The sequence below is a fragment of the Bacillota bacterium genome (assembly GCA_023511455.1).
In the GTDB taxonomy this organism is placed as follows: Bacteria; Armatimonadota; HRBIN16; order HRBIN16; family HRBIN16; genus HRBIN16.
The window spans coordinates 42077-55702 of the sequence record JAIMBJ010000003.1 but is presented as its reverse complement, the minus strand read 5'-3'; the positions used below and the strand labels follow the sequence as shown (position 1 = coordinate 55702).

Here is a 13626-nt window from a genome sequence, read left to right as displayed (position 1 = left end):
ACTTACCTCGTCAGAACAATCGGCTGAACCACGCTGGCGGTCTGACCATCCTCGGTGGTAGCGGTTATCCTCACCATGTAGGCACCAGCCGGAACCGCCACGCCCGCGCTATTGCGACCGTCCCACGTGATGTTGTTCACGCCGCGTCCAGCCTGACCAGCCTGCAAAGCGCGTATCGGCTTGCCGGCAGCGTCGGTAATCTGCACCGCCACCGATGCTTCCGTATTCAGCGCGTAGCTAATCTGCACCCGCGTGCTTCCCGCTGCACGGGTCTGCGCCACGCGCACGTTGCTGATCATCGCTGCCGTGCGCACTCGAGGCTGCACGATAATCTGGAAACGGCGAGTGCCGCCGTTGGCACCGCTGTTGTAGGTGTAGGACGGTAGATTGGTCATCACGCGGCGCACGTTGGCGTCTACATCCACCAGCACCATCTCGACGTTGCGGCTAATCTTCGCCAGATTGGGCCACGAGAGGGTCACTGGCGTGTTTGGCATGTCGGTAAGCACCTCAAAGGTGTATACTTGCTTCGCGCCCGCGCTGCGTCGCACGTCTACTGCCAGCGGAGTATTGCTCTCCGGCGACAGCAACTGCACATGCACGTAGTTCTCCAGCGGCGCAGGCTTCTCCACCTGCAGGCTGTCACCCGACACACCGATGTAGTTGTCGGAGTCCGTCGCCTCGCCAGCGCGAGCCACTAGTTGCACCATCCAGTCGGCTTCGCTCATCTTCGCCGAGCGGCTAATCTGCATACCACCTGCGGAGCGGCTTCCCGGCGGGTTCAGGATGAGCTCAGCATCGACCAGGGCGCGTATCCAGTATCCCACGAAGGGCTGCAGGTTCTCACCCGCACTCACTATCCTGTAGGCGCGGGCGACCGGGTCGTAACGCCATGCGTAGTCGCGAACCAGACCCCTCTTTGCCGCCTCAGCAAGGGTCATCACCTGACCAGCCACGCGCACCTGCGCCGCACCCAGCAGGGTCGGCTGCAGATAGACCGAGCCTATCATGTTCCAGCCCTGTATCAGCTGGATGGAGAACGGCTGGTTCTGGTCTGCCAGCGTGCCCACAGGCGATACGTTCACTGCGCTGATTGCACGCACCCAGTAACCAGCACCCGCCTGCGCTGCCACACTGCCGCCGCTGACGTAGCGGTTCTCCAGAGGTTGCCAGCGGACCAGGTTAATCGTGCGAGTGTCGAACCCGAACAGGAAGTCGGGGTCGCTGGATGGCGGTATCAGCGGGATGGAAATCATGCTGATACCGGGCTGGATGGTGAAGGTTGCGCCCTGCACCTGTATGGTCACCGGTGCGCTGTTCACACCGTCGTATTCCTCGTTGCCTGCCCACGAGGCATAGGCAGACCACGTGCCGGTGGTGCCCGGCGTGAACTGCACCGAGAACGAGCCGTCCGAAGCGGTATTCACGTTCTTCACCTCACCCGCACCCACCGGCGGGGAAATCACCACCTGCACCGAGGCGTTCACCGTTGCACTGCCCGACAGCGTGAGCTGTCCGCTCAGTGTGACGGTCTCACCGAGGGCAGCGGTCCCGCTGGGCGCAGTGAGCGTGATGGTCGCTTTGTTCACGGTCGGACCACTCAGGACTGCCGTCTCCACGGCATCGTACTGGTCCTGAGCGCGGAACTGGAAGGTGTGTCCGCCTTCGCTCAGGCGCCGCTTGAGCTGGTAGGTTACACCTGCCCTGTAGTCGGTACCCGCACCGACCTTCGTCATGGCGTACCAGGTACCGTCGATATTGATCTGCACCTCGCCGCCGGGTGTGCCGCTGAACGCTCTGGGTGCGTCGCCATCGGCATCCTTGTACGTGACCTCGTACACGAACTCCGTGCTGAGCTTGCCCGACAGCGGGGTGACCCTCGGGTTGACCAGCTGCGGCGGGTTGTTCACCTGCGGTCCCGTGCCAGTGAGCGGGTCAGCGTCCGCACCATAGTCGTCCCTGGCTTCAAACCGGAAGCCGTAGTTGCCAGGAGCGAGGTTGGAGTTCGCCGGCACCTGTGCCGTGTAGATAACACCGCTCGTGTAGTCGGTGCCACTGCCAGTCATGTCCAGGGTGCGCTCGGTATTATCCGGTTGAATGACCACCACCCGCACGAACTCTGGAGCATCGCCATCCGCATCAGTATAGGTCACCGAATACTGGAACGCGGCACGTCCCGACTCCCGAACTGGAACAACCGTACCGTTGCTCAACACAGGACTGGCGTTGGTCACCGTTGGTCCATCGCCCAGCAACGGGTCGGCGTCTACTGTGCCGTCGTTCGCCTCAAACCGGAACTGATAATTACCTGTGAGCAGGCGTGAGTTCGCCGGAATGGTTCCGCTGAAGGTCACGCCCTGCGCATAATCACCCGAACCGGTCAGGTTCAGCACCTGCTCGGTGCTGTCTGGCTTCAGGATGCGTACTCGCACGAAGGCGGGGGCATCGCCGTCGCCGTCGGTGTACTTCACGCTATAAGTGAACGCCGCGTTGTGCGAGCCGGTAGCGGGCGTCACCGTACCGTTGCTCAGCACCGGTTTCAGGTTCAGCACCTCAAACGCGCCGTTGACCTCCGCCGCATCTTCCGCGAAGGGGTCGGCATCCTGTGCCGCGATGCGGTAGGTATGGTCGCCGATGGCAAGCGGCGCCGGGGACTGATACCGGTATACCACACCAGCCCGATAGTTCGTACCGCCAGTGGAGGTCATATTCACGCCCGTCACGTCTCCGTCGATAAACAGCTTGACGAACTTCGGCGCGTCATTGTCGGCATCCCGGTAAGTAACGAGGAAGATGGGGCGCGCCACCTTAGACACCTGCGTGGTCGCCGTGCTGCCATCGGTGGTCACCTTGTTATCCGAAAGCACCGGCTTATGGTTCACCGCGACGCTCTGCAGCTGAGTTGAGAAGGCACCGTTCTGGAACCGGAACTGGAACTGGTGCTGCCCGGGCGTCATGGGCGCTACCGGTGCGTTTAGCGTCAGGCTGTAGGTCACGCCGTTGCGGAAGTCCGCTGGCGTGGGGCTGGCGGGAATAGTCTCGTTCAGCACGTAAGGCGTGCCGTCCACCAGCACCTCGATGTTGCCCACCGGCGGTGTGCCGTTGGGGTTGGTGAAGGTAATCTGGAACGCGTATGCCGCATCGCTGCGTCCGCGCGGTTCGCTGTTGCCCGCAGGCGTGATGGTCACGCGCGGATTAGACAGCTTGTTGAAGTCGTTCACGCTGGGTCCGCTGAACTCGCCCGTCGTCGGCAGGCGAACCGTGTTGCCACCGTCGGATGCTACAAAGTGATACTGATGGACAGCAGGTTCAGCACCAAGCGTCGTTGCGTATTCAAACACGGTACCGTTGACGTAGTCGGGTGCGCCGCCGGGTACCATGTCGTACTCTGTACCATCGATCCACACACGGATGAAGCCACCGTTCGTGGCGACAGGCGCCTGTCCTTCAGCGTCCTTGTAAACGACACGGAAGGTGTAGAGCGTGCCCTGGTCGCCGCTGGTGGGTGTCACCGTTCCACCGGCTGGCTCTTCCAGTACCGGCGCGGTGTTCGCCACCACGTTGGGACCGGTCTGCCAGCCCGTTGTAGTCACCACCGTACCGTCGGAGGTGGTGAAGCGGAACTCGGTCTGACCGATGGGCAGTTTAATACCGGTCACCTGATACACCACGCCGTCCGAGTAGAGCGTGCCGCTGCCTGGCGCAATGCTCAAGTCACGCTCAAACACGCTGCCCGGGTCGGCGGTGTTGCGGTACTGCACCTTGATGAAGGTGGGAGCGTCGTTGTTCTTGTCTACATACTTCGTGCGGAAGGTGAACGACGTCGCCGTGTTCTCGAAGGTATCCGACGCGAGATAGTCACCACCCACATCCGCTGCGCCTGGCGCCCAGTTCACGTCGCCGACTACGGTATCAGGCTTCACCAGATATGGCGGTTTGTTCTCTACGACAATCGGTCCGGCGATGGTGTTTTCCACCACCACTTTATTGGCGTCATCATCCGGGTCGGTGGTAGCGTTGGCAGGCAGCAGCGTAGTCTCGCCTGCCAGCAGGGTGTTGGGGTCGTACGGGTCACCCCAGTTGTCCACAAACTCGAAGTAGTAGTGTCGCGTGCCCGGCTGCAGGACGATGCTCGGGTCGGAGGAGGTATCAAACTTATACACCACCCCATCCGAATACGGCACGCTATCCGGGCTCTCGCGCACCATGTTCACCGTGACCCACGTCCCGCGCGGCGCAGGGTCATCGCTCAGCTGCAGGTGCAGCCGTGCGCGCACCGGACGCTGGTTATTCGGGTCGGTGTACTTCACGCGGAAGACAAAGTTGGTTCCCTGCTTGCCCGTTGCCGGCGTGACCGAGTAGTCAGACAGTATCGGTTTGGTATTGACGAAGGGTCCCATGAAGAAGTTGCGTCCCTTCGTGTGGATACCACCGGCAGGCAGTACGGGGTCATCCAGAGGACGGACGGGGAACCGCACCGTGCGGGTACCGTCGTTTGCCTCAAAGTAGTAGGTGTGCGGTCCTCGCGGCAGGCGAGTGCGTGCCACGTAGACACCCGGATTGGTCTGCGCCGGGTCCAGCGGTTGCATGGTCAGATGGAGGGGATAGCTCTCGCCGGTGAAGTCGTTGCTGATAAAGACCTTGATGTATGCCGGGTCGCGGTCGCCCTGGTAGCGGATACGGAATTCGAACACCGTGTCTTCCGTACCCATCGCCACCGGGAAGGACTGCGTGCCCGGAGCGGTAGGACCGGGCTGCGGATGGAACGGTCCGTTAGGCAGCTGCTGGTCCGGGTTCCAGAAGACGGTCGTGTCGCCCGTTGCTTTGCGAACCGTGCCCAGATGCAGGAAGTTCGGCTCGAACATCGAGCGGAAGCCACTGAGCACTGGCGTGATACGGGGATGTTCCCCCGAGAACAGCGGATACGATGGGTCCTGCAAGGGGTTACCCGGCTGGAAGACCGCAGGCGCACTGTCCTCCGTCGGGAAGTGGTCTACCCCTGCGCGAAAATCGTAGCTGTGCACACCATACGGTGCCACCACAAACGCGTTGTCGGTGGGGCGACCGTATTTGTAGGGCAAGCCATACCGGCTATCGCCAGACTGACTGGCGTAGTGCGTTGGCTCCCAGACATATTCGTACACCACACCGTTGCGGAAGTCGTCCGGCGTCAGGCTACCAAGCGGTATCGGATTACCGCCCGCGTCAAGCTTGTACACTGGTACCATCCAGTGCGGTTCGCCATCGATATAGATGTATACGCCGCCAAAGTCATTGGTTTCCACTCTTCCCGTGCCCCACACGGGCTCCGCGTGTGGAACAGCGGTGTACGGCGGTGGCGGCATGAAAGTATCGGATACAAACTGATAGGTGAAGCTCCCGTCAGCCGCGTTCATTGTAAAGGAGCTGTAAATCGGCTGCGGCGGGATACCGAACGGATGTCGGTAGAGCACCCGGTAGCGATAGCGGGTAGAGCTGGAGCCATCGTCCGGCGCCAGCAGGTCCAGAGGGTCCGGGCGAAGCGGGTCTCTCTGCAAGGGGTCAGATGCTGCCAGCGCTTCGTCATCGAAAAGCGTCTTCACGCGCCACAGCTGCGCTCGGCTGAGAACATTCGTAATTTGCGGAATGACAATGAGCGTATCCGGGCTAAATGCGGCAGTAACCGGGTCCTGCGGCTGGTCTGTCGTCCAGTTCACCAGCACACCGAGGCTGTGCGTACCAATGCCGATCTGACTTCCTCTTATCGCGGCGCGGTATACGCCACCTCCAACCGGCGTCAGCCGCAACCCCGGCAGCCCGTTGAAGGTCACAAACACATCCAGGATGACCTCGTTGTCCGCGCCAGGCGTCACCACCGCCTGGAAAACAAACCATGTACTGACAGAGCCGTCAGCAGTTGCCCCCTGCTGAAGTACACGGTGCGGACGGACCGAAGTGCTACCCACGCTTGGAGCAGCCAAAGTGCCCGTTGCCCATGTGAGCACCCAAAGGCTGGCGAAAGCCAGAGTGAGCCACTTCCACCCGTTTCGCATGGTCTTTTTCTCTCCCTTAACCATTTTCTTCGCCAATCCTCCCCTTGCTTACCGCGTTATCACTACCGGCTGCACAGCGCGCGCCGTCTGTCCATCCTCCGAGGTCGCGATGACCTCTACCAGATAACCTCCGGCAGGCACGGCGATGCCCGCGCCGTCGCGTCCGTTCCATGTCAGATTTGTTACGCCGCGCGATGCGGCTTCTCCTGCTTGCAGGGTCTGTACAACCTTGCCCGCTGCGTTCACAATGCGCACCTTCGCGCTGGCGGTGTCGCTCAGAGCATAGCTGATAGATACTGCCCCACCACGCGTGAGCGTCACTCGAAATGAAGTGATGCGCAATCCAGCTACGCCGCGAGGCTCTGCCACTATCTGGAACCGTCGGCTGCCTGACGCGCCCGCGGTGAAGGTGTAGGACGAGGTCGCTCGTAGATCGCGGGTGACTTTTGCCTCCGTGTCCACCAGCTTCAGCCGCAGGGACGAAGGCACGCTCTGCATACCGCTCCACCGAAGCACCACCGCGCTGTTGGGTTTAGGTGCGGAGACCACCATCTCCCACACCTGCCGACGAGTGCCGTCGGCGCGGAGGTCCTGCGCCAGTAGGCTTTGACCATCCGGCGCAATCAACAGGGTTTGCACGCTCTCCTCCACCGGAGCAGGCGGCTTGGGCATATCATACATGTCGATGCTGTCTGCCGCGCGAGAGGCGGCTCCAATGACGGCGGTTGCATCCTGCTTGCCTTCGCTTTGCGCAATGAACTGCACCTGCCAGCGCACGGGAGCCCCGCCCAGTCGGCTGGGGAAGGTAATGGTCGCTCCGGGCGTGATGACGTTCGGGAATATCACCTCCAGATTGCGGCTGTCCACATATATCCAGTAGCCGCGCCCCGGCATCATCGGAGCGGAGGGATCGCTGTACAGCGAGATGGGCTTGTAGCCAACAGGTGGCGTGGTATCGTAGTAGAACAGCACACTGCGCACCAGACCACGCTGTACCGCCTCCGCATAGGTCATAGCCATGCCCTGCGTGACGTCGATAAAGCGAATCAACCCGATAGGTACCGGGTAGGGATAGGGATTCCCAATTTGCACCCAGCCCTGCGGCAGAGCCAGCCGCAAGGTGCCGCCAAAGACGTCTCCCGCAATCTTTGCCCCGCTCAGTGTCAGGGTCTGGTCGGTGTTGACCCGCAGCCAGTAGCCCTCACCAGGGCGGATACTGTTGACCAGCGCATAGCGTCGCTGGGTGGCGTCCCAGCGCAACAGCGTAAAGTCGCCCTGCTCCAGCCCCAGAATGGCTGCAGGGTCCGTGTTATCGAACGCGAACGGAAAGCTTACCATCTGGAAGCCGGTCTTCAGGTCCACCCTTGTGGTCATCGGCACGATCAGTGATCGTGAAACGCTCTTCGACAGGCTACCCGGCGATACGGTGGAGTATATCCGGTAGGTTAGCTCGCCCATCTTCTCCCCGGTCGGTCTCACGCGCCAGCTGACCGTTGCCACCTCGCCGGGAAGCACAGAGGGAACCGTCTTGTTCACACTCTCACCATCTGCGAGCGCCAGCCCCTGTGGAAGCGAAATCGCAAAGCTCACGTTCTCGAAAGTTACGTTTTCCAGTGCATTGAGTGAGCGGTAATTGGTGATGGATGCCCCGATGGTAAACTCCTCAGGCGAGAGCTGGTTGGCCTTACTGGCATCCAGACCGACCACACCCGGCGACTCGGTGTCTAACGCATAGCGCCCGGTGGGGTCGTTGGTGCTGGTACCCAAACCAATCAACGTGACGATAGTGCGCGACCTGCCCGGTGCCAGCGACTGTGGACTCCAATAGCACGCAAAAGCATAATCCGTGACCTCCAACTCGGGAATTGCCGTGAACTCCCAAAGATTCGCTGCCAGGCGAGAAAACTGGGCAATGACTACTCTGTCGGGGGTAGTCAGTCCATTCTGCTTGAACACCCAGCGCAGAATCGGGGCGTTCGCGGTGCGTCTGGGAGCAGCATCTACAAGAGAAGGCACCTGTCCACCTTGGAGGTCGAGGTCATTTTGCACGGGGAAGTAACCAGGCACAATGACATAGTGGGACGTCGGCAGACCAACCGCCCCCCCCACTTCTTCGTCTAGCAGCAGGCGCAAGCCGACGCTCTGCGCCGTCGTGCCTTCGTTGGTGATAGTCCACGTGATGCGCGCGTAAGCTCCCACCAGCTCCACGATTTGATCCACTCGGATGCCGGTGTCACTGTGCCGCCATCGCCCCACAATCGTGGAGCGACCGTTGCGGTCGGCATAGGGTTCGACACCATCCACCCAATCTCCGTCCTCGCTTCCCCAGATGACATCGGTCGTTTCCTCTGCCGACTCCACCCGCACCGTCACCACACCGAAATTACCGCAGGGATACGGGAAGGCAAACAGCAGCGGCTGGTTATCATCATCCGTCGTAAAGCGTGCGCCCTGCGCCGTGCCAAGGGTGATGCGCCCGATAGCATCGTAGTTCGTACCACCGATACCAACCTGTCCATCTAATCCGATACCGGCGGCTAAGATGCCATTGTTGATGTAAACTGCACGAAAGTCGTTGCTGGGCTGCGCCTGTGTAACAGCCGATAGAACGCCCAGCAGCAGCCCTGCCATCAGCACGCACGCTGTCCATCGTCGTTTGCTCAAACCGACGAGTTTCATCATCTGTCCTCCCTGTGTATCTTCCCCGTGTGTCATCTCTTTCTTGCTCACGCCTTACCGAGTAATCACTATCGGTGTCACCATGCGGGCACGCTCGCCATCCGGGCTGGTGGCTTCCACGCGCACCAGATAGGTGCCCGATGGTACCGCGATGCCCTTGCTATCGCGCCCGTTCCACGTCGCACTGTGAACGCCCGCCGAACGGGTGTTCTGCATCAGAGTGGCAACCGGCTTGCCTGAAGCATCGGTGATGGCAATCTGTACCTGCGCCTCGCCAGACAGCGTATAGTCAATGCTGAAGCCGCTACCACGCGTCGCCCGCACACGCACCGACGACACCCGCAGTGCGGAACGCACATCCGGTTCGGCGATAACGGTGAAGCTGCGGCTGCTTGCGCCACCGGGCTGGTAGGTGTAGCTGCCCGTGGTGCGCATCGCTATCCGCCTGCCGGTTACCTCATCGACCAGCGTCAGGCGCACACGTGCGGGCACATCCTTGATGCCTTCCCACCGCAAGGTTACCGGCTCGTTCAACTGGTCGGTCTCCACCTGCAGCTGCCATGTTTGGCGGCGGTTATCACTGCGCCGCACGTCCTGAGCGTACGCTCCCGCGCGTGCTCCCCAATCGGGATTGAGTATCCGGACGCTCACATATGGGCTGAGCGACGGCGGTTTGGGCACATCCTCACATCCATAGCCGTCTGCCGCCCGACTGTTCACACCGATGACGGTGTTGCCATCACGTACCACGCCAGCCACTGCCGAGAACCGCAGGAGCCAGCCACCGCCGCCGGGAAGGGTAGCATTCGCACTCACGGAACGCCCGCCTGTCGGCAGAGGCATCACAATTAAGGTGCAGTCTTGGAAGGCGCGCACCCAGAAGCCTTCCCACTTGTAGAGCACGCCTGCAGGCGCGGTCTGCCAGGTATACGTGCCGTTTTCATAGCGGAACAGCTGGGGCAGAATGATTTCCTTATCCGCCGCCTCCTGAAGGCTCAGTCGCACGCCGCCGCTGGTTTCCACCTCGCAGGCTACCCAGGGCACGTTGAAGGCAAACGGGTTGCCAATCATGTTCCAGCCTTTTTTCAACGGAATGCGGAACGGCACTTCCGGCGCAGGAGCACCTTCGGTCAATACTGCCGTGTCGGAGGGCAGGTCAATGAAGTACGCCAGTCCCAGCGGCGCCATCGCACTGCCGCCCAGGGGACCGACCTGCTCGCTCACCTGGTCGAATGAGGCGGCGGGGTCCTTCGGTGCACCCCACGAGCTGTACTTGGCATACCGTCCTGCCTCCGGCAGCCAGCGGAACATCTGGAATGCGGTGCCCAGCATCGTCTCCGCACTGACCGAGCGTGTGGGCTGACCGGTTTGCGGTTGGAAATAGGGCAGCGAAATCAGCGAACGCCCCGCCCGCAGCACGCGCGGAGACACCTGGAACGACACCTCATCCGTGCTGCTGATGGTTGGGTCGTTGACGTTACGGGCAGTCACGCGCACCGTGTGCGTGCCCGGTGCCAGCCTGCGGGTCAGCTTAATCGTTGCTACCACACCGCTGGGGTCCACCACATAGCTGTCCGCAATCTCGGTGGACGGTACCGCCTGTCCGTCAATCGTGATGCTTACCAGAGCGGCGGAGGTGTTCGTGACGCTGAAAACGAGCGTGGGCTTCAGCGTCTCAACGACTTCAGAACGTGCCGGACTGACTATCGCCGCTGAGGTGGCTACCCGGCGAATGGCGTTGTACACGTCGAGGATGCCGTAACCGAACTCGGGGTTGGGTACCGAGCGTCCATCCGCCGCAGCGGTATCCTGAATCAACCTCTTGACCTCGGTGGACCTGACTCCCTGGGAGAGCAGGATGGCTACCGCCCCAGACACATGAGGCGCAGCAAAGGACGTGCCCATTACATACCCATAGCTGCCGCCCAGAGTGGTAGTCAAAATATCGTCGCTTGGGATGCCAGTAGAGGCACTGTTGCCTCCCGGCGCCGCCACTGTGGTATAAGGACGTGCCTGCGAGTAGGCGGCGCGTTCCCGGCGAGGACCCACCGCAGCCACTGCCAGCACCATATCGCTCACCGAGGCTAAGTTGGCTGGGGTCACCGGTAGGTTCCCTTCTGCAAAAAAGTTGCCCGCTCCCGCTACGAAGATGATGCCCTGTTGAGCGCCGGAAAGTATCAATTGGTTAAATGGGTCTCTCAGGTCCGGCACGTCACTGTCTGTAATCCCTCCGAGACTCAAATTCACCACTTGCACGCGTTGTTCGATGCAGAATTGCACCGCCCGTATCAGCGCGTCCTGGGTAAAGCCTACCCCATCCGTGTCTGCGGAGGCTTTCACGGGCAACAAACGAACCCCTTCCCATGCCACACCCGCTACACCTAGGTTGTTATTGGTGGAAGCCCCAATAATGCCTGCCGCCGCGGTGCCATGCTCCCAGGGGGACATCCGACTCGGCGGACTCACGTCGTTGTCCTGGTCAGCTACGTCTCTTCCCGCGATGAACCTCTCCCGAATGTCGGGGTGGGTGGTTTCAAATGCGTTATCCACGATAGCCACCACCACATTCGCCTTGCCCTTCTGGAACACCCACGCGCGCGGCATGTTAATCATCTCGAGCCCCCACTGCTCGCCGTAACGGGGGTCGTTCGGGCGCACTTCTCTCTGCAGGGGATAATAAATCCTGTTCGGTCCCACGTAAGCAAAGAGACCGGATTCCTCCAGCTTTTGCACTGTCTGAAGGGTTTGCTCGTCGGTCACTGCGCCCTCTCTGGCACCTTTCATCACCAGGTGGTACACGCCTGGCACGCCCAGATAGTTGACCGTCATATCCATCTGTTGCGCCAGGCTCTGAAGCTGTTCCACGCTGGTACTGGGCTGCAGTGAAACGATGAGTTCTCCTGCCACAAACTGGCGCACCGCCTGTTGTGGCACAGCACCTGCGGTCAAAACACCTAACAGCACAAACGTCGCCAGAATGCCAAACATCCGCGCGCGCATTTTCACCTGACACCTCCGACGCATAAGTCGTCTTTTCCTGTCGTTTGTGACTTCTTCACGCGCCCCCTCTCCTGAGACGGGCAGAGGGGGCGCATCTATCCTGACCTGCCGTTATGGAGCAGGGGGAGGCTCCTCAATCGGCACGAACGAGAAGGGTTCGCTCCAGATGTACCGGTACTGTCCCCTGGTGTCGCCAGTCCACGGAGCGGGCCCCGGCTGGTCGTTGATGTTGCGTGCCCCTGCCCGCCAGTACAGGCGCTGTGCACCCGAGAACTTTGCGCGCAGGTTGATGTTGCGAATGGTTACCGTCGAACCAGCGGGCAGCATTACTTCGTTGGTGTAGAACGACAGCGCTTTATTCTGGAAGGTGGGGTCAGTGGAAACTTCCACCCGATAAGCCTGTGCTCCGGGCACTGCTTGAAACTCAAAGTCCACCGAGCTCAGGTTGACATCCTGACTACCGTTGGCCGGGAGCAGCAGCACTGGTTGGGCAAGCGGCGTAGCAAAGCCCGTCCATTGCTTATCGCTTTCACGGTAGGTGACTTCCTGCTGCTGTTGCTGCCCTCCAGTTTGCTGTCCGGTCAGCGGCGATACAAATCGGTAAATGAGCGTTACCGCGTAGCGATACGACTGTCCTGCGGTTACGCCTGGCATGTCCTCTTCCTCTTCCAGGTCAGGGCTGTCCACTTCCTGCCCCGGCGGAATGTCCACCCAGTTAACCGTGCGCGCCGCCTGCGTATCTATCACGTAGGTTTCGTTCGAGCGGGCAGACAGCACCGGCACTCGCGGGCGGGTGGGGTCCGCGGGTTCACGATAAATGTGGTACAGGATACGGTCCTGGTTCGCCTGAGCAAACACGCTCGGTTTCCACGAGATTTTCACTGCCGGCCCGGTTGGGTCGATGACTGCCTCTGCCTTCACGCTGTCAACGCCTCTGCTTCCTCCCTGTGCGATTCGGGTGGCTCCGAAAATGAGACCAGCTACCACAAGGATTTTGCCCAGGTTACTCAAACCGGCGGATTTGGGCTTGGCACGAGGCTCTGCGATTTTGACCTTACCCCTGTCCAGTTGCACGGTGGGAAGCTTGAAGACGGCACGTGCCCGGTCTTCGGGCTGGATGCCGAGTGTGCTGCTGATCACCCTGGCAATCGCATCGCTGGTGCTCGGACGGGTGACCCGGATGCGCCCCACAACATCTCTACCGCGCAACACTATCATCTCCATACCAGCCTGAATACCATTGCGGGTACCCCGGTTGAGCAGCACTTCGTCGGTGCCAACGGTATTCAAGACAGTGGCTTCAGGTATGGTATAGGAGGCAATCGTGGTCGCCGCCTGCAATGCGGCGTTGCTGATCGCTTCCCGGATGAGCTGGTCATCGTCTCCAACGTAGCCCACTCGCGGGTTGCTCTGTCCGGTCACAGCGGCGCCGTTGACGTCCTCACCCGACGCCACGTCGGTCACGCGCACCAGGATAGTGACCCGGGCGGTTCTTGGCGAGCCTTCCAGCGTGACCGCGACAACTTCGCCAGACACGATAGAGTCCACCGCCAGGGTCTTACCCAGTTTCACGACCCCCAGGCGGTCGAGTATCGGCTCTAGAGAGAGCTCCTGCAGCGCGTTTTGTACCTGCGTGCGTGGAAGCACGTTAAAGCCCGCGCGCGACAGCTCAATCGCCACCGCATCCGTAGCAGCGCGGCTCAGCAGCGCCTGCTGCAGCCCAGGACGCACGGTGAAATCCACCACCGCTACGGTACCGCGAGCCGCCTGTTGTGCAGCTGCAGGCACCGGCGTCAAGGACGCGATCCCCGGTACAATCATCGCCACGATCAGCGTCCAGCTCAACGCGCGAGCGATTAACCCTTTCCGGAAGCGTTTCACCTTTACCGATTCCCCCTATTCGTTCGTTTCATTT

4 protein-coding genes are annotated in these 13626 nt (G+C 61.0%); all 4 read right to left on the bottom strand.

Annotation, left to right across the window (positions count from 1 at the left end):
• Window positions 1–2: 2 nt before the first annotated feature.
• The 4 genes from K6U75_02710 to K6U75_02695 all read right to left on the bottom strand — a co-directional run bounded on the left by K6U75_02710 (window position 3) and on the right by K6U75_02695 (window position 13592).
• Window positions 3–6032 carry a hypothetical protein gene (locus tag K6U75_02710; GenBank protein ID MCL6473957.1) on the bottom strand — a complete coding sequence of 2010 codons (6030 nt, stop codon included), beginning with the start codon at window positions 6030–6032 and terminating at the stop codon, window positions 3–5.
• A gap of 48 nt (window positions 6033–6080) precedes the next feature.
• Window positions 6081–8714 carry a hypothetical protein gene (locus tag K6U75_02705; protein MCL6473956.1) on the bottom strand — a complete coding sequence of 878 codons (2634 nt, stop codon included), beginning with the start codon at window positions 8712–8714 and terminating at the stop codon, window positions 6081–6083.
• Window positions 8715–8765: 51 nt separating this feature from the next.
• The gene (locus K6U75_02700; GenBank protein MCL6473955.1) at window positions 8766–11717 is read right to left on the bottom strand and encodes a S8 family serine peptidase; all 2952 of its coding nucleotides are present in this window, start codon (window positions 11715–11717) and stop codon (window positions 8766–8768) included.
• A gap of 105 nt (window positions 11718–11822) precedes the next feature.
• The gene (locus K6U75_02695) at window positions 11823–13592 is read right to left on the bottom strand and encodes a CsgG/HfaB family protein (protein ID MCL6473954.1); all 1770 of its coding nucleotides are present in this window, start codon (window positions 13590–13592) and stop codon (window positions 11823–11825) included.
• Between the last annotated feature and the right edge of the window lie 34 nt (window positions 13593–13626).